Below are 18,821 nucleotides of genomic sequence, written 5' to 3' on the forward strand. Positions count from 1 at the left end.
TTTATGATGTTCACCATGAACCATCAATCATGATCCATGAAATAATTACTCAAACCAAGCCATAACCGCATCTTTAGTAGGCATGGCTATTTCCAGTTTCATTTTTTTTCGCATCCCGCCAAGGTCGTTAAATACCTTGTTGGGGTTGCCTGTTTTTAATTCTTCAACCGTGTTGAAGCCCATTTTATTCAATACAGGTACCCACTCTGCAGGGATCCCAATATTAGTAAAATCTTCTATAGTTGGTGCTTTAACTTTTTTCTCCGGGCGCATCTGCGGGAAGAATAAAACTTCCTGAATAGTGCTTTGGTTGGTCATCAGCATCACCAAACGATCTATACCGATACCTAAACCAGATGTTGGCGGCATACCATATTCCAGGGCACGTAAAAAGTCATCATCCATAGCCATCGCTTCGTCGTCGCCACGGCCGGCTAATATCAGTTGCTCTTCTAAACGCTCACGCTGATCTATCGGGTCGTTTAATTCCGAGTAAGCGTTGGCTATCTCTTTACCGTTCACAAATAACTCAAAACGCTCTACCAGGCCGTCTTTTGTACGGTGCTTTTTGGCAAGCGGCGTCATCTCGATAGGGTAATCAGTAATGTATGTCGGTTGGATCAGGTTATGCTCCACCTTGGCACTAAAGATCTCGTCTATCAGTTTGCCTTTACCCATGCTGGCATCTACTTCAATGGCTAAGTCGGCGCATACCTTACGCAGGCCTTCCTCGTCCATAGCAGCTACATCAATACCTGTATATTTCAGGATAGAATCGTACATCGAAAGTTTTTCGTAGGGGCCGGCAAAATTTATTTCGTGTTGGCCAACCTGTACTACAGGGATGCCATGAACGGCTTTTGCAACGGTTTCTAAACACTCCTCTACCATAGCCATCATCCAGATATAATCCTTATAGGCTACATAGATCTCCATAGCGGTAAATTCCGGGTTGTGGGTGCGGTCCATACCCTCGTTACGGAACATTTTGCCAAACTCGTACACACCATCAAAGCCTGCTACTATTAGGCGTTTCAGGTAAAGCTCGTTGGCAATACGCAAAAATAGCGGCATATCCAGCGTATTGTGGTGCGTAGCAAACGGGCGGGCCGCTGCACCGCCATGTACAGGCTGCAGGATAGGGGTTTCTACCTCCATCCATCCCTGCAGATTAAAGTAATTACGCATAGCGCTGATCACTTTAGAGCGGTTGATGAAGATGTTCTTATATTCGGGGTTAACGGTTAGATCTACATAACGCTGGCGGTAACGCATTTCCGGGTCGGTAAAACCATCGTGTATGGTACCATCTTCTTCGCGTTTAACAACAGGCAGTGGTTTTAACGATTTAGAAAGTACCACCAATTCTTCGGTATGTACCGAGATTTCGCCGGTTTGGGTTAAAAATACATAGCCTTTAATACCTACGTAATCGCCAATATCCAGCAGTTTTTTAAACACGGTATTGTAAAGCGTTTTATCCTCACCGGGGCAAATATCGTCACGTTTAATATAGATCTGCACGCGGCCGGTGCTATCCTGTATCTCAGCAAATGAGGCACTGCCCATAATGCGGCGTGTCATGATACGGCCTGCAATTACAACCTGTTTATACTTATCCGGCGCAGCTTCAAAATTGTCATTAATGTCTTGTGCCCATGCGGTCACCTCGAAAGCTTCGGCAGGATAGGGGTTAATACCCAGCTCGCGAAGTTTTTGTAAAGATTCGCGGCGAATAATTTCCTGTTCGGATAGTGCAATACTCATTGTATAATGTATAAATAATAAGGGTGCAAAAATAGGATTTTTAAGTTAGATATGATGGGTTAGATTTATAGTTTACTCACCCCGACCACGCTACGCTGGTCGACCCTCTCTGCGCAAGCGCAAAGAGGGTGTGGAATGTTTTTTATCCCTCTTTCCGCCGCTTGCAGAATCGTCCGCTTTGTGAGTTTACTCACCCCGACTGCGCTGCGCTGGTCGACCCTCTCTGCGCAAGCGCAAAGAGGGTGTGGAATGTTTTTATCCCTCTTTCCGCCGCAGGCGAAGAGAGGGTGGTCGAGCGTAGCAATGACCGGGTGAGTAAAATCACCGCGGGTAATCGTCCGCTTTGTGAGTTTACTCACCCCGACTCCGCTATGCTGGTCGACCCTCTCTGCGCAAGCGCAAAGAGGATGAGGAAATATTTTTTATCCCTCTTTCCGCCGCAGGCGAAGAGAGGGTGGTCGAGCGCAGCAATGACCGGGTGAGTAAAATCACCGCGGGTAATCGTCCGCTTGGTTAGTTTACTCACCCCGACTGCGCTGCGCTGGTCGACCCTCTCTGCGCAAGCGCAAAGAGGGTGTGGAATGTTTTTATCCCTCTTTCCGCCGCAGGCGAAGAGAGGGTGGTCGAGCGTAGCAATGACCGGGTGAGTAAAATCGCGAATATTTATCAGCTTCCTACCACAAAATCACGCAATCACTAATTCTTTAAATCACTAATTAATTAACTTCGCGCTATGGATATTAAAGTGATCGCATTTGATGCGGATGATACACTTTGGGTGAACGAGCCCTATTTCAGGCAAACAGAAGAGCAGTTTTGCACTTTGCTGGCATCGTACGCCTCGCAGCATGAGCTGGAGCGAGAGTTACTGAAAATAGAGATTGCCAACCTGGGGCTTTATGGTTATGGCATTAAAGGCTTTATCCTTTCGATGATAGAGGCGGCCATGAAGATCACCCAAAATACCCTGAGCATAGAAGCCGTTGCCCGCATCATGGATCTGGGGAAACAGATGCTTAACCAGCCTATCGAGCTACTGGACGGGGTGGAGGAGGTACTGGAAACCTTGAAAAGTAAATACCGCCTGGTTGTAGCCACAAAGGGCGACCTGCTCGATCAGGAACGTAAGCTCAAAAAATCGGGCCTTAACCCGTATTTTCATCATATCGAGATCATGAGCGAAAAGGATGATGCCAATTACCTGAAGCTGATCAAACACCTGGATATACAGCCGCAGGAATTGCTGATGGTGGGCAACTCGCTTAAAAGTGATGTAATGCCGGTGCTGAATATTGGCGGCCATGCGGTACATGTGCCATACCATATTACCTGGGCACACGAGCAAATTGAGGATAGCATAGATAACGAACGTTTTAAAAGCGCCGATAGCATCAAAGATATTTTGGCCTACCTGTAAGCATGAAAACAAAAATAAACCTGGACACTTGGTACCGTAAAGATCATTTTAACTTTTTTAATTCGTTTGAAGAACCTTTTTTTGGCGCTACGGCAAATGTGGAGGTAACCGTTGCCTACCAAAAAGCAAAAGAACAGGGCGTATCCTTCTTTTTATATTACCTGCATTGCATACTGGTTGCCGCCAATAAAATAGAGGCGTTTAAATACCGGGTGGAAAACGGGGAAGTGTTTTTATATAACCAGATCAATTGCTCTGCCACTATTGGCCGTGCCGATACTACTTTTGGCTTTTCGTATATAGATTATAAGGCCGATCTAAATGAATTTATAGCTGTAGCGCAGCAGGAGATACAGCGCATCCAAAGCACTACCGGGCTGGAGCTAAGGCCCGTGTTTGATGTTTTACACGTATCGGCCATACCCTGGGTAAATTTTACCGGCCTAACACACGCCCGCAGCTTTAGCTTTAAAGATAGCATGCCCAAAATATCCCTGGGTAAAATAATGGACGAAGGCGGCAAAAAAACAATGGCGGTATCTGTAACCGTGCATCATGGCCTGATGGATGGCCGCCAGGTAGGCGAGTTTATCGATCTTTTTCAGCAGCTTTTGAATCAATAGTTTAAGTAAAGGTTTTTGATAATAGGCGTATGTATTATAAAAGGTAAATGATATATTTACTTACAGCCAATTAAACGTATGCTTAAAAAGTTCTGCCTGTTACTGCTGTTTGCTTTAACACTTTATTCCTGCAAAAAACAGCCGTTTGTACCCAATTACGAAAATGGTTTGCCCGGCCTATGGGCACAATTGGGTGATTTTCCTGGTGTGGGCAGGGTGCGCTCTTACGGTTTTACCATTGGGGATAAGGGTTATGTAATTGGCGGTAATGGCGATAGTGGTTTTAACCAATTAGGCCTCTATGATTTTTGGGAATATAACCCTGCTACAGACCAATGGGCGCGCAAGGCTGATTACCCGGGCCAGGCGGCTGAGTATTTAAAAGGTTTCACCATCAACAATAAAGCTTATGTGGGCACCGGTTACGGCAAGCGTGTGGCCACGCCGGGCAATAACAGCCCGCAGAATGATGATTTTTGGGAATATGACCCCGTTACCGATAAATGGACCCGTAAAGCTGATTTTGCCGGCGGCCCCCGTGAAAATGTAATTGCTTTTGAAATTAACGGTACCGGTTACATGGGGCTGGGCACCAATAACAGCTACGATGTTAATTATAAGGACCTGTGGAAGTACGATGCAGTTACCGATAAATGGGCCCGCGTTGCCGATTATCCCGGTGCAGGCAGCTTTGGCATGGTAAGTTTTAATATCAATGGCAAAGGTTACGCGGGCCTGGGCGGCGCAAGCCCTAATATTGCCGCCAAAGATTTTTGGGAATATGATGCAGCCGCTGATAAGTGGGCCTCAAAAGCCGATTTTATAGCTGCTGCAAGGGCTTTTAGCGGCAGTTTTGTAATTGGCGAAGATGGGTATGCGGGTATGGGATCTACCACTACCAGCACACTGCCGGCAAGCGACTGGTATCGATATAATACGGCTACCGATAAATGGTCTAAGATCACTAATCTGCCCGGTACTTCGCGTTACGATATGGTAAGCTTTGCCGTTAATGGTATTGGCTACATGGGTACAGGCAACCCCGGCTTGTTAAAAGACTTTTGGAAATATACTCCGCGTAAAACAAACTAATAATGCTGGTAAACAGATTGTATGATGATGATAACGCTATTGATCATGATGTGCAATGCTATTCCCCAAAAAAATCCGTTACGGAAACGTACGTAGGTTAACAACCATCCCATCACCAGTTGCGGCAGCACATATAACGGATATATAAACAATATCCCCAATTGCAGCGGGGCATAATTTAAGGTATGTAATAACCCAAATGTGATGATAGAGGCTACAATGATGAAAGTTTGGGCCCTTTTATTCGGTGATATATTTTGAGGCAATACTTTAACAAACGCAAAATATCCGGCTGCAAAAAGCACTATGCGAATAGGTATGCCCAATGCCAGGTCCTGATCTCTGATGCCTGGTATTACCCTGGCAAGCAATACCAGGGCAAAGCCGAATGCTGCGGCGATATGCTTACGTTTAAAGGATAACGATAGCCGGAAGATCATCTCTTCAATAAATGGGCCTAACAGGCTGATGTAAAGCACGGCTTTCCAATAACCATATTTTGCAAACAGGCTGTGCATCGTTATTTTGTATTGGCTTACCGGGCTTTTGTAATGCAGTAAATGTATAACCACATATTCCCACAAATACAGTAGCGGGGCATTTAAAATATTAAACAGAAATATAATGCCATAGATGCTGAACAATAAAACCAGCTTTTGCCGGAAGTTACGATGATGATCACTCAGCCTGGGGTAGCTGCCGATGGCACATATTTTCTGAAACATTAAAATGTATTAAAACTATTCCGCCTCATCTTCGCCGTTATACAGATCGTCGATAACCTCGGCATATTTTTTTTCTATCACTTTGCGTTTGGCTTTCAGGGTAGGGGTAATTTCGCCTGCTTCCATGCTAAAGGGGTTGCGCTTAACCTTAAAGTTTTTGATCCGCTCGAATTTGGCCAGTTCGTTTGAAAGGCGCTTTACATCCTGGCTCACCCAATCCGTAATTTCCTTATCCTCTATAAATAGTTCGGGTTTCTCAAAAAAGTCGTCGCCCAGCTTAAAGGTTTCCTGCAACATTTCGCGGCCGGGTACCAGTATGGCGGTAATATATTCGCGCTTATCGCCAATTAAAAATACCTGCTCAATTTTAGGGCTTTTCAGGTAGGTGTTCTCTACAGGTGTGGGGTAAACATTTTTGCCATAGGCGTTTACCAGCATATTCTTTAAACGGTCGGTTATTTGCAGGTTACCTCTGTAAAAACGGCCGATATCGCCGGTGTGGAACCATCCTTCGCTATCAATAACGGCAGCAGTTTCTTCGGGCTTTTTCCAATATCCCTTCATTACACAATGGCCGCGAACAATGATCTCACCTTCTTCCGTTTCTAAATCAGGGTTAAAGTTTTCATAGGTTTGTTTGGTGTAAATATGTTTGGTATCCACATTTTGGATGCCTACCTCAATACCCCTTATAATACGGCCAACCGTGCCATAAATGATCCGGTCGTTTTCGGTGATCGCCATTACCGGCGATGTTTCGGTCAACCCAAAGCCCTCCAGTAATTTAATATCGATATCTCCAAAAAACTCGCCTACGTTTTTAGGCAAAGCCCCGCCGCCCGATAACAGCATTTTTAAGCGGCCGCCTGTTTTTTCTTTGATCTTGCTAAATACCAGCTTATCAGCCAGTTTTTGCCGTGCGCTCAATAATATCCCCGGTGTTTTGCCTGCCTCATTGGTAAGGCGGTATTCGCGGCCGGTTTTAAGCGCCCAGTTAAATATTTTGGTTTTAACACCACCTGCCGACTGCCCGTTTTTTATCGCCTTATCATGAATGCGCTCCAAAAGGCGGGGCACACAGCACATAATGGTTGGTTTAACTTCGGCCATGTTTTTGGCCAGCAGTTCCAGGCTTTGGGCAAAGGCTATTTTACAGCCTTTATTCATGCAGATGTAATAGGTAGCTGTACGCTCAAACACATGCGATAAGGGCAAAAACGACAGGAACAGGTCATCTTTATCCACATTGGGGATCTGGTACAGGCTTACTTTGCAGTTTTCTGTCAGGTTATGATGGGTAAGCATTACGCCTTTTGGGGTGCCGGTAGTGCCCGATGTATAGATGAGGCAGGAAAGGTCTGTTGGCAGGATGGCTTCCCGGGCGGCATTGATGGCCGGGCGATATTCATCAACCAAAGCTAAACCTTCTTCAATTACCTGTGCAAAACCAACCACTCCTGCGTTTAATTGCAGGCCGTTGCTGAATTTTTCGAAACCATCAAACGCCGGTATTATGCGGATAAGCGATTTGCAGTTATTAGCGATCTTTAAAACCTTACGGAAAAGAAAAGGGTTACCGGCCAGAACGGTGCGCGCTTCAGAATCGTTCAGGATATACTCCATTTCAGACTCTGACAGGGTTGGATAAATGGATGTATTTACCGCACCGATCTGTTGCAGGGCCTGGTCGTAATACACATAATCCGGGCCGTTCTCGATGATCAGGGCCAGCCTGTCGCCTTTTTTGATGCCGATGTTAAGGAACCAGGCAGAAAGGGCATCAATTTTTTCGAGCGCCTGTTTATAAGAAATTTCAACCCAGGCATCTTTTACCTTATGGATGAGGAAGGTATGATCTTCGGGATGTATGTTCGCAACAATATTACGGATCAGTTCCGGTATGGTTGATTGCTCGGCAACAATGTTCATTAAGTTTATCTATCAGGTTTACTACAAATCTAAAATATTTTTAAGAATAAAACCAATGCACATTATACACCTTCAAGGGGTAAATACAGCAGGGATCGGGGCGTTTTTTAACTTTTTAATTAAATTTAACATAAAGTTATTAGCTTACCACCAAATGCAAGCAAAAATGAAAGTATGTTTTACCACCTTACTGATAATTATGATTGCCTGCAATTATTCGGGCGCACAAAACCCCGCAGTTATCCGCGTAGATCTGAATAAGCCCAAAGGCGACATGAAAGCCATATGGGCATGGTATGGTTATGATGAACCTAACTATACCTACATGCGGGATGGTAAAAAACTTTTAACCGAGCTGGCAAAACTGAGCCCAGTGCCTGTTTATGTGCGTACGCATAACCTGCTTACTTCCGGCGATGGTATGCCTGCCTTAAAATGGGGATCTACCAATATTTATACCGAAGATGCGCAGGGCAAGTCAATTTATAACTACACCATAGTTGATAGTATATTTGATACTTACATTAAACGCGGCATAAAGCCGCTTGCCCAGATAGGTTTTATGCCGCAGGCACTATCAACCCACCCCGAGCCTTACCGGCATAACTGGAAACCAGGCGACAGTTACGATAAAATTGAAACAGGCTGGGCTTATCCCCCTAAAGATTATCATAAATGGGGCGAACTGGTTTACCAATGGGTAAAGCATTGTGTTGCCCGTTATGGTAAAAAAGAAGTGGAAAGCTGGTATTGGGAAGTTTGGAACGAACCTAACGGCGCTTATTGGAAAGGTACCGTGCCGGAATTTTACAAGCTTTACGATTATGCCGCAGATGGCGTAAAAAGGGCGCTGCCTACTGCACGGATAGGCGGCCCAAACGTAACGGGTGGCGCCGAAAAATGGCTGGAAGGCTTCATCAAACATTGTTTACAGGATACTAATTATGTAAGCGGTAAAGTTGGCTCACCGATGGACCTGGTGCTTTTTCACGCAAAGGGTGCGCCGCGGGTGGTTAACGATACGGTGGTAATGAGCATCAGGCAGCAGCTGAAAGATATTACCGGGCATTTAAAAACGATCAGATCATTCCCGCAGTTAAAAGATATCCCGATTGTGATCGGCGAATCTGACCCGGAGGGCTGCGCTGCATGCGGCATGGCCACTAACCCTGAGAATGCCTATCGTAACGGCACTATGTATTCCAGCTATACGGCGGCATCGTTTGCCCGTGTTTATGAACTGGCAGATGCCTATCAGCAAAACCTGATCGGGGCGGTTAGCTGGTCGTTTGAGTTTGAGAACCAACCCTGGTTTGCCGGGTTCAGGGACCTGGCCACTAACGGCGTTGATAAACCGGTGCTGAATGTTTTCCGGATGCTGGGGATGATGAAGGGCAAAAGAGTACAGGTGAGCAGTAACCGCATGTATAACCTTAAAACCGTGCTTGATTCGGGCATCCGCGGCCCGCAAACGGATATCGGCGCGTTGGCGGCCCTTGATAAGAAAACAGCAACCGTGTTAGTATGGAATTATGCCGATAAAGATAAGCAAGCCCCTGCCGAGCCGGTAACTATCAATATCAACGGGTGGCAGGCAGGTACACACTACGTTACGCTAACCGAATATCGCATTGATGACACACACAGTAACGCTTATACCGCATGGATAAAAATGGGTAAGCCGCAACAGCCCGCACCAGCACAAATAGCGGCACTTGAAAAAGCCGGCGGACTAAAAACCATGGCGCAACCCCGAATAGTAAAGGTTGCAAAAGGAAGTGTTAGCCTTAAAACTTCCCTGCCGCGGCAAGGGGTATCGTTGCTTTATATGGCCATACGATAGGCCGTTTTTATACCGGTGTTACTATTTTAACTTTTAGTAGCATAGTAGGTGCATCCCTTGTACTGTATGCCCAGGTATGCGGCTGTATGTTTAAAGGGAATTTCGAAACCATCGGGCATGGTAGGGTCGGCGCCAACGGCAACCATAGCTGCCGATTTACCGCGCAGATTTTTACCGAGGTCTTTTTTAATCGTGATCAGGTCGGTAAGCCGGTCAAAAAACACCTTCATTACTCCGCTCATGCTGTACCAATAAACCGGGGTAGCAAAAATAATATTATCATAAGGGAGCGCTTTTTTAATGATGGCCTCAAATTCATCATCGGCAGGGTAGTGGCCGTCGTAGTTGTAATGGGCAATTTTATGGTCGAGCAGGTCTATCATATCAAAGCCGGTTTGGCCTAAAGCTTTGCGGGTTATTGATTCGGTAAGGCTGTTTTTGCGGTTACTGCCCAGTATCAGAAGCGAGCTGTTTTCCATGCTATTAAACATAAAAGGTTGACTATATAAATATAATCAACCTTTTTGGAATATTGCGTTAATAAAATATTAAACTTTTACCGAACCTCAATCCCCTCCCAAAGAGAGAGGCTATAGGCCTAAACAGAGAAGCTTTCGCCGCAGCCGCAGGTGCGTGTGGCGTTGGGGTTATGAAAGTTAAAGCCTTTACCGTTCAGTCCGTCGCTAAAATCAAGCTCGGTACCGGCCAGGTATAAAAATGATTTCATATCCAGGGCAAAACGTACGCCGCGGTCTTCAAAAAACTGGTCGCCCTTTTTCTCCTCGTTATCAAAATCGAGGTTATAAGATAAACCAGAGCAGCCGCCGCCCTGTACAGATACCCGCAGAAAGTAAGAGGCATCCAGCCCGCTATCCTGCATCAGGTTATCTATTTTAGCTTTTGCTTTATCAGTTACAGTTACCATGGTTGGTTAATGGTTGATTAAGTGAGCGGTGAGTGGTTGCAAAGTGTAAAACTTTGTTTAGTGAGTAGCTAAAACTACTCACCACTTAACCAATCTCTACTCACCAAAAATTAGTGATGTGATTTTTCCAGAGCGATTGGCTCCATGCCGTTTTTAACACGGAAATCATTGATGGCTGCTTTGATAGCATCTTCTGCCAATACCGAGCAATGGATCTTAACCGGCGGAAGGGCAAGCTCTTCTACGATATCCATATTGTCGATCTTCATGGCATCATCAACGCTTTTACCTTTTAACCACTCGGTAGCTAAAGATGAAGAAGCGATTGCCGAACCGCAACCAAATGTTTTAAATTTAGCATCGGTGATGATGTTGTTATCATCCACCTGGATCTGCAGGCGCATCACGTCGCCGCATTCTGGTGCACCTACAAGCCCGGTACCAACCTTGTGGCTGCTTTTATCTAACGTGCCCACATTGCGGGGGTTAGTATAATGGTCAATTACTTTATCTGAATAAGCCATAGCTTTATAATTTAGCCCCCTAAACCCCCTGAAGGGGGAATAAGAGTTTGTTTATATTTTTAATTATTTAATCAATTCTTTTTAGCTCCCCCTTCAGGGGGCCGGGGGGCTTAGTGTTCCGCCCACTCAATCGAGTCGAGGTCGATACCTTCTTTAAACATTTCCCAAAGCGGCGACATGTTGCGCAGGTTGGTAACCGCTGTTTTGGTTACTTCTACGGCGTAATCAACCTCTTCTTCGGTAGTAAAGCGGCCCAGGCCGAAACGGATGGAAGAGTGCGCCAGATCATCAGATAATCCTAAGCTTTTTAAAACGTAAGATGGCTCTAATGAAGCCGACGTACAAGCCGAACCTGATGATACTGCCAGATCTTTCATGGCCATCATCAAACCTTCGCCCTCTACATATTTAAAAGAAATGTTGGCTACGTGCGGTAAGCGGTGTTCTACATTACCATTCACATAGCTTTCTTCCAGTACGGTTAAAGCACTTTCTAATTTATCGCGCAGGGCAGATAAACGGATCGCTTCGCTTGCCATCTCTGCACCGGCAATTTCGCAGGCTTTACCCAAGCCAACAATACCGGGTACGTTTAACGTGCCAGAACGCATGCCGCGCTCGTGGCCGCCGCCATCCATTTGTGCCGTAACCTTAACACGCGGGCCTTTACGGCGTACGTATAAAGCGCCTACACCTTTAGGGCCGTACATTTTATGTGCCGACAGGGCTAACAGGTCGATGCCGTCGCGGTTAACATCAACAGATATTTTGCCAACTGCCTGTGTAGCATCGGTCATAAACAAAGCGCCGTATTTATGCGCAATGGCAGCAATTTCTTTAACAGGCTGTATCACGCCTATCTCGTTATTACCATACATAATAGATACCAGGATGGTCTCCGGCGTCATGGCGGCTTCTAACACTTCCAGGTCAACCAGGCCGTCTTCCTTCACGGCAAGGTAAGTTACCTTACCGCCCAGTTTTTCAACGTGTTTGCAAGCGTCTAAAACAGCTTTATGTTCGGTAACCGCGGTAATGATGTGGTTACCTTTTTCTTTATACATTTCAAACACACCCTTAATGGCAAGGTTGTCAGACTCGGTAGCGCCCGATGTAAAGATGATCTCTTTTTCGCTCGCACCAATCAGTTTTGCAACCTGCTCGCGTGCATAATCAACGCCTTCTTCAGCTACCCAGCCAAACGGATGGTTACGGCTTGCCGCGTTACCAAACTTTTCGTTAAAGTAGGGCAGCATAGCCTCAAGCACCCTTGGGTCCATAGGTGTTGTAGCGTTATTATCTAAATAAATTGGGATATTCATGTATTAAAAAATTAACAATACAAATATACGCAAAGTTTTACTTTTACATCAGCAAGCCGCTATAAATTGCATTTACATGCCATTTATTTACAATATTTGGACATGGAGGAGGAAGAGGTGAAAGGTAAAGGCTGAAAGGTAAAACAGTGCGCCTTTACGGATAATGAACGAATGCTCTTCAAATCACTAATTCAATAGATCACTAATCAATAATTAATTAAACTGAATGAACAAAATAGAGCATATTGGTATAGCGGTTAACAGTGTTAAGCTGGCGGGTGATATCTACGGGAAATTGCTGAACACAACTGTTTATAAAACAGAGGAAGTAGCATCAGAAGGTGTTAAAACTGCTTTTTTGCAGGCAGGCCCCAATAAAATAGAACTGCTGGAAGCTACCAACGACAACAGCCCTGTTGCCAGGTTTATAGAAAAACGCGGAGAAGGCATCCACCATATCGCTTTCGACGTGACTGATATACAAGCAGAAATGGCCCGCCTGAAAGCCGAAGGATTTATTTTACTGAATGATGAACCTAAGCAAGGCGCCGATAATAAACTGGTTTGTTTTGTGCATCCTAAATGTACTAACGGGGTATTGATAGAGCTATGCCAGGAGATTTCCTGAGGGGTTGCATACTCTCTTTGCAGAGAAGGGCGATAAGCGCAGCGTCGTCGGGGTGAGTTAACTAACCAAGCGGGTGATTCTGCAGGCGGCGATCTTACTCACCCCGCGGCACTCCGTGCGCGACCCTCTCTTCGCCTTCGGCGGAAAGAGGGATAAAAAATAATTCCTAACCCTCTTTGCGCTTGCGCAGAGAGGGTCGACCAGCGCAGCGAAGTCGGGGTGAGTAAACTCACAAAGCGGGTGATCTTGCCAGTCGATATGAGTAAACTAATCAAGCGGACAATATCCCAGGTGCAGTGTAAACTTAAATTTTTGTAAGTAACATTATCTGTACAGCAACGTATAATAGCTTGATTAATACTCAAGTAATTAAACATGAAAAGATATTTAGTGAGCTGGATAGCAGGGGCGTTGGTTTTATCGTGTTTTACGATGTGTACCAAAAAAGTAAACAAAATTGAAAAACCTTTAAACCCCGAAACGGGCCAAACTACTCAAACACCCGGACAAAACACAGGCACGGCCGATCCGTCTGCCGACCCTTCTGACGACGAGGTGAGGGCTACCTATGCCATAGGCGAATGTACTTACACCGTACAGCCATCGCAGTGGGTGGTAGATGGTGCAAATATCCCTGCCGGTTCTGTTGTTTGTATCCCTGCAGGCACACGGGGCGCATTGCTGTTTAAAAATCTTAAAGGTACCGAAACCGCCCCGATAGTTATTATGAATAAAGGCGGCAAGGTGAACTTTACGGTAGCTGCAACGGCTTCATATGCACTAAAAACCCAAAATTGCCGGTATTTTAAAATATTAGGTATTGGGGATGCGGCTACAAAATATGGGTTTAACGTAAACGGCGGTAACATAAGTGTAACGCTGGATGATCTGAGCTCGGATTTCGAGATCTCGTTTGTAGAAGTGCGCAATAGCGGTTTTGCAGGTATTATGGCTAAAACAGATCCATCCTGCGATATCGCAACGCAGCGCGGGCATTTCACCATGAAGAACATAAGCCTTCATCATAATTATGTACATAAAACCGGTGGCGAAGGCTTTTATGTAGGTAATTCTTTTTATGCTGATGGCAGGCCCCTTGCCTGCGGTACGGTTTTACCTCACGATGTTGTTAATGTAAAAATATACAAAAATATGATCGACTCGGCCGGATGCGAGGGCATCCAGGTAGGAAGCGCAATTGCCGGATGCGAAGTATATAAAAACACCATCAGGATGCCGGGCCTATCGCCTTTTGCAAACGGGCAGGATAACGGCATACAGATAGGAGAGGGCACGGGGGGGGTATGTTATGCTAACCTGATTGAAAAAGCTCCCGGCGACGGGATCATTGTGCTGGGGCTTGGGGATAACCTGGTATATAATAATATTATTTTAAATGCAGGCGAGCACGGCATCTTTGCAGATTCGAGGTACACGCCTGGGCCGAATTTTAAGTTTATAAATAACACCATTATTTCGCCGGCCTTAAACGGAGTAAAACTGAATTCAGAAACTATCCCGATGAATACGGTTATCAATAACGTGATCATTTCCCCGGGTGCAGGCGTTGCCATTGCCCGTAAAAGTACTGCCGTTAAGCTTACGGCATCAAATAATTATACCGGTACCGATGTGAGCCTGTTGATGTTTACAGATTATGCCAAAAAAGATTTTCATCTGCTGCCCGCATCGCCGCTTATTAATGCAGGGGCCAATGTGTTATTATATGGTGTGTACTATGATTTTTACGGTAAATTACATACTGCAGCCAACGCATTCGATATTGGGGCTACCGAATATTAATACCTGGGCGGGGTTTAAGTTTGCAAAATAACGAATGTAAGATAGCCTGTATTTAAAGATGTTTTGGGTTGATATATGTGTTTGCCAGTAAAATAGACTTATATTTAGGGTTTAATTACTTCCAAATACAAGCTCTCCACATCGTGTTAAAAACTTTTTAATTTTGACTTTACACATTTAACTTTTTTTATTACATTTGCACCTCTTTTATAAGAAAGAAGCACACAATAGCAATGAAAAAAGATCTGCATCCATCAAACTATAGGTTAGTTGTTTTCAAGGATATGTCAAACGACTATTCTTTCATAACCAAATCATGTATCGATAGCCGCGAAACCGTTAAATGGGAAGATGGCAACGAATATCCATTGATCAAATTAGAGATTTCACACACTTCACACCCGTTCTATACAGGTAAAATGAAGTTGGTTGATACTGCCGGCCGTATCGATAAGTTCCGTACCCGTTACAACAAAAAATAATTGTTTTTTCAATAAAATACTGATGAGTTCCCCGCAAAACGGGGGACTTTTTTTATTTTTGGCCTATGGCAATCATTCTTTTTGACGACGACGCCCGCAATACGCTTCTGCCTTTAACCTACACCCGCCCGGTTGCCGATCTGCGGATAGGGATCTTAACCATTGCCGAAAAATGGGCTAAATATTTGGATACGGACTTTTCTTTTATTACCGAAAATTACTTGCAAGGTAAGTTCCCGCTAAATATTCAGGATGACAATATTTTTATCAATGGCTCGGTTTGCCCGGATGAAGGTATTGTTGAAGCTATAAATAGTTTAGGTAACGGCCAGGCCTTACGATATCAGGACAAATTGATTGCCGTAAAGCTAAGTGATGTTTATGCACACAAGTTTAATCCTTTTGGCAAATATTCTGATGAAACAGTTTACACCAATGAACTTGTAACCATAAAACACCCCGAAGATATATTCCGCAACAACGGCACCGAACTGCGTAAAGATTTTAAACTGCTTACCCAAGGCCGCAAAAGCGCACAACTAAGCAGCACCAATACCATAATTGGTAACGATTTTTTTGCAGAAGAAGGCGCACAGGCCGAATGCTGCAGCTTTAGCACCCTGAACGGGCCTATCTACCTGGCGGCAAATACCGAAGTTTGGGAAGGTACCCACATCCGCGGGCCGTTTGCTTTGTGCGAGCATTCGCAGATAAAAATGGGTACTAAAATTTATGGCGCTACCACCATCGGCCCTTATTGCCGTATCGGCGGCGAGGTAAACAACGCCGTGGTTTGGGGCTACTCATCAAAGGGCCACGAAGGTTACCTGGGCAACGCCGTAATTGGCGAATGGTGTAACCTGGGCGCCGATACCAACAACTCTAACCTTAAAAATAACTACGGCGAAGTAAAGCTATGGGACTACCCAAGCCAAAGTATGCGCAACACCGGCCTGCAGTTTTGCGGACTCATCATGGCCGATCATGCCAAAAGCGGTATCAATACCATGTTTAACACAGGTACCGTGGTGGGCGTAAGCGCCAACGTTTTTGGCGGCGGATACCCGCCAAACCACATCCCTGATTTTAGCTGGGGCGGGGCAGATGGCCTGGTAGAATACGGCTTTGATAAAATGATGGAAACAGCAGCCAAGGCAATTGGCCGCCGCCCGCACCGTAACTTTGATGAAGCCGAAAAAGCAATACTGACAGAGGTATATAAGTTAACCAAGCCCTATAGAGGTGAGTAGTTAGTTGGTTGATAACTAAGTAGTTACAAAATATAAATAAACGTTAAACAATATTATGGACGATCGACCATCGTCCATAAACTTAAAAAAAGCAAAATGAGAAAAAAAATTGTAGCCGGAAACTGGAAAATGAACCTTGATTACAGTGAAGGATTAGCGCTGTTTTCTGAAGTGACTAACATGGTTAAAGACGAAGCTACCGGCAACCAGCAAGTTGTAGTATGCAGTCCGTTCATTCACCTGCACAGCCTGGCTCAGTTAACCAAGGGTTATACCCATGTAGCCGTTGGCGCACAAAATGCCCACCAGGCCGAAAGCGGTGCTTATACCGGCGAGGTTTCTGCCAAACAGGTTAAATCTACCGGTGCGGAGTATGTTATCTTAGGCCACTCGGAGCGCCGCCAGTACTTTGGCGAGAGCAACGAATTGTTAGCTAAAAAAACAGATACTGCCCTGGCCAACGGTTTAAAACCCATCTTTTGCATTGGCGAAACCCTGCAGGAGCGCGAAGCTAACCAGCATTTTGACATCATTAAAAGCCAATTGATGGAAGGCGTTTTCCATTTAGATGCTGATAAATTTGGCCAGATAGTATTGGCTTACGAGCCGGTTTGGGCTATTGGTACCGGTGTTACCGCCACATCAGATCAGGCGCAGGAGATCCACGCGTTTATCCGTGCAGAACTGGCTGCCAAATACGGCCAGCAGGTTGCCGATGATATAACTATACTTTACGGCGGTAGCTGTAACCCTAAAAACGCAGCCGAACTGTTTGCCTGTGCAGATATCGATGGCGGCCTTATCGGCGGCGCGTCCCTAAAATCACGCGACTTTACAGATATCGTTAAAGCGTTCAATTAATTTAGATATAAGATGTGAGATATGAGTATTGAGACGGGAAACAATTCCTTCTTATCTCATATCTCACATCTCAATACTCATATCTCCAAAATGAATTACTACGAATTACTCTTCACCACCATTACTACCGAAGATTACCAGCAGGACCTGCTGATAGGGGCTTTGGGCGAAATTGGTTTTGATACTTTTGAAGAGGTAGACCTGGGTTTTAAGGCCTATATCCCGGTGGATGATTTTAATCAGCAATTGCTGGACGAAACCTTATCTGCCTATCGCGAGATGTTTACGTTTAGCTATGATATTACCCTCATCCCGCAAAAAAACTGGAACGAGGTATGGGAGAGTAACTTTGAGCCGATACAGATAAGCGACCAGATTTTTGTGCGGGCTACCTTTCATGAGCCGAAGCCGGAGTTTCCGTACGAGATCGTGATCGACCCGAAGATGGCATTTGGCACCGGCCACCATCAAACCACCGCCATGATGATGGGCCTGATGCTGGAAAATGATCTTGCCGGTAAAAAGGTGCTGGATATGGGCTGCGGTACCGGTATCCTGGCTATTTTGGCCGCTAAATTAGGCGCTGCAGATCTTACCGCTATTGATTATGATGTGATATGCTACGAAAGCACCATCGAAAACTCGGCATTCAATAATACGGCTAACATCAAAGTCCTGTGCGGCTCAAAAGAAGTTATCCCCAATGAGCAGTATGATATCATCCTGGCCAACATCAACCGCAATATTTTATTAGACCAGATGTCCCGTTATGCCGAGGTGCTGAAACCCGGCGGCGAGATCTATTTCAGCGGGTTCTACGAATCGCCCGATCTGGATATTATCACCGAAGAAGCCCGTAAATACAACCTTAAATACATTATCCACAAAAAAGATAAAGAGTGGGTTGCCGCTAAATTTGTATTGTAATAAATAATGTAGAGACGCGATACCTCGCGTCTTTTTTTTTAAATAATGCAGAGACGCGATACCTCGCGTCTTTTTTTTTAAATAATGTAGAGGCGCGATACTTCGCGTCTCCATCAGGACGGTAATGAATAATGTAGAGACGCGATAGTAGAGACGCGAAGTATCGCGTCTCTACGGCTTGTCAGGACGGTAATGAATAATGCAGAGACGCGATAGTAGAGACGCGAAGTATCGCGTCTCTACGGCTGGTTAGGACGGTAATAAATAATGTAGAGACGCGATATTAGAGACGCGAAGTATCGCGTCTCTACGGCTTGTCAGGACGGTAATGAATAATGCAGAGACGCCATAGTAGAGACGCGAAGTATCGCGTCTCTACGGCTTGTCAGGACGGTAATGAATAATGTAAAGACGCGATATTAGAGACGCGAAGTATCGCGTCTCTACGGCTGGTTAGGACGGTAATAAATAATGTAGAGGCGCTATATTAGAGACGCGAAGTATCGCGTCTCTACGGCTTGTCAGGACGGTAATGAATAATGTAGAGACGCGATAGTAGAGACGCGAAGTATCGCGTCTCTACGGCTTGTTACGACGGTAATGAATAATGTAGAGGCGCGATACTTCGCGTCTCCCTCAGGACGGTAATAAATAATGTAAAAACACGATAGTAGAGACGCGAAGTATCGCGTCTCTACGGCTT

General features: G+C 45.2%; 17 protein-coding genes. 10 read left to right on the forward strand and 7 right to left on the reverse strand.

The genetic code is table 11. The annotated features are described in order from the left end of the window. Positions 1–45: 45 nt before the first annotated feature. Positions 46–1,767, reverse strand: coding sequence for a lysine--tRNA ligase (gene lysS / locus E2R65_RS17215; protein ID WP_134337736.1), 1,722 nt, complete (start codon positions 1,765–1,767; stop codon positions 46–48). 733 nt (positions 1,768–2,500) lie between these two features. Between lysS and E2R65_RS17220 the strand changes: the two genes are divergently transcribed. From E2R65_RS17220 to E2R65_RS17230, 3 genes are all read left to right on the forward strand, one after another. Further along, positions 2,501–3,184: an HAD family hydrolase gene (locus tag E2R65_RS17220; protein ID WP_134337737.1), complete on the forward strand. Its 684-nt coding sequence runs from the start codon at positions 2,501–2,503 to the stop codon at positions 3,182–3,184. 2 nt (positions 3,185–3,186) lie between these two features. Continuing rightward, positions 3,187–3,807, forward strand: a complete 621-nt coding sequence (locus E2R65_RS17225; protein ID WP_134337738.1) for a chloramphenicol acetyltransferase — start codon at positions 3,187–3,189, stop codon at positions 3,805–3,807. 78 nt (positions 3,808–3,885) lie between these two features. Continuing rightward, entirely contained in the window at positions 3,886–4,899 is a 1,014-nt protein-coding gene (locus tag E2R65_RS17230) for a Kelch repeat-containing protein (RefSeq protein WP_134337739.1), read from the forward strand. On the opposite strand, the gene E2R65_RS17235 is transcribed toward E2R65_RS17230, so the two are convergent. Together E2R65_RS17235 and E2R65_RS17240 are read right to left on the reverse strand one after the other, a co-directional pair. After that, complete coding sequence (locus E2R65_RS17235) at positions 4,896–5,624, reverse strand: CPBP family glutamic-type intramembrane protease (RefSeq protein ID WP_134337740.1); 729 nt, start codon at positions 5,622–5,624, stop codon at positions 4,896–4,898. The genes E2R65_RS17230 and E2R65_RS17235 overlap by 4 nt on opposite strands. A gap of 15 nt (positions 5,625–5,639) precedes the next feature. Then, positions 5,640–7,553 carry an AMP-dependent synthetase/ligase gene (locus tag E2R65_RS17240; RefSeq protein WP_134337741.1) on the reverse strand — a complete coding sequence of 638 codons (1,914 nt, stop codon included), beginning with the start codon at positions 7,551–7,553 and terminating at the stop codon, positions 5,640–5,642. 166 nt (positions 7,554–7,719) lie between these two features. On the opposite strand from E2R65_RS17240, the gene E2R65_RS17245 reads away from it, so the two are divergent. Next, entirely contained in the window at positions 7,720–9,396 is a 1,677-nt protein-coding gene (locus E2R65_RS17245) for a GH39 family glycosyl hydrolase (RefSeq protein WP_229704612.1), read from the forward strand. A 26-nt stretch (positions 9,397–9,422) separates the two neighbouring features. Here the strand turns inward: E2R65_RS17245 and E2R65_RS17250 are convergent, their stop codons facing one another. The 4 genes from E2R65_RS17250 to E2R65_RS17265 form a co-directional block, all read right to left on the reverse strand. Continuing rightward, the gene (locus tag E2R65_RS17250) at positions 9,423–9,875 is read right to left on the reverse strand and encodes a flavodoxin family protein (RefSeq protein WP_158285293.1); all 453 of its coding nucleotides are present in this window, start codon (positions 9,873–9,875) and stop codon (positions 9,423–9,425) included. 119 nt (positions 9,876–9,994) lie between these two features. After that, a complete protein-coding gene (locus E2R65_RS17255) occupies positions 9,995–10,321 on the reverse strand; it encodes a HesB/IscA family protein (protein WP_067059244.1) in 327 nt (108 codons plus the stop codon). A 110-nt stretch (positions 10,322–10,431) separates the two neighbouring features. After that, a complete protein-coding gene (iscU, locus tag E2R65_RS17260) occupies positions 10,432–10,845 on the reverse strand; it encodes a Fe-S cluster assembly scaffold IscU (protein ID WP_067059246.1) in 414 nt (137 codons plus the stop codon). 110 nt (positions 10,846–10,955) lie between these two features. Continuing rightward, positions 10,956–12,167: an IscS subfamily cysteine desulfurase gene (locus E2R65_RS17265; RefSeq protein ID WP_134337744.1), complete on the reverse strand. Its 1,212-nt coding sequence runs from the start codon at positions 12,165–12,167 to the stop codon at positions 10,956–10,958. Positions 12,168–12,393: 226 nt separating this feature from the next. On the opposite strand from E2R65_RS17265, the gene mce reads away from it, so the two are divergent. From mce to prmA, 6 genes are all read left to right on the forward strand, one after another. Further along, positions 12,394–12,795, forward strand: a complete 402-nt coding sequence (mce, locus tag E2R65_RS17270; RefSeq protein WP_134337745.1) for a methylmalonyl-CoA epimerase — start codon at positions 12,394–12,396, stop codon at positions 12,793–12,795. Positions 12,796–13,170: 375 nt separating this feature from the next. Beyond that, positions 13,171–14,598: a right-handed parallel beta-helix repeat-containing protein gene (locus E2R65_RS17275; protein ID WP_134337746.1), complete on the forward strand. Its 1,428-nt coding sequence runs from the start codon at positions 13,171–13,173 to the stop codon at positions 14,596–14,598. Positions 14,599–14,831: 233 nt separating this feature from the next. Next, complete coding sequence (locus E2R65_RS17280; RefSeq protein WP_096351682.1) at positions 14,832–15,080, forward strand: type B 50S ribosomal protein L31; 249 nt, start codon at positions 14,832–14,834, stop codon at positions 15,078–15,080. A 65-nt stretch (positions 15,081–15,145) separates the two neighbouring features. Next, positions 15,146–16,330 (forward strand): putative sugar nucleotidyl transferase, encoded by a 1,185-nt coding sequence (locus E2R65_RS17285; RefSeq protein WP_134337747.1) that lies wholly within the window; start codon positions 15,146–15,148, stop codon positions 16,328–16,330. 96 nt (positions 16,331–16,426) lie between these two features. Then, positions 16,427–17,191 (forward strand): triose-phosphate isomerase, encoded by a 765-nt coding sequence (gene tpiA, locus E2R65_RS17290; RefSeq protein WP_134337748.1) that lies wholly within the window; start codon positions 16,427–16,429, stop codon positions 17,189–17,191. Between the two features lie 90 nt (positions 17,192–17,281). Continuing rightward, positions 17,282–18,118, forward strand: a complete 837-nt coding sequence (gene prmA / locus E2R65_RS17295; protein WP_134337749.1) for a 50S ribosomal protein L11 methyltransferase — start codon at positions 17,282–17,284, stop codon at positions 18,116–18,118. The last annotated feature ends 703 nt before the right edge of the window (positions 18,119–18,821 follow it).

Origin of the sequence: Mucilaginibacter phyllosphaerae (genome assembly GCF_004378255.1) — a bacterium.
GTDB lineage: Bacteria > Bacteroidota > Bacteroidia > Sphingobacteriales > Sphingobacteriaceae > Mucilaginibacter > Mucilaginibacter phyllosphaerae.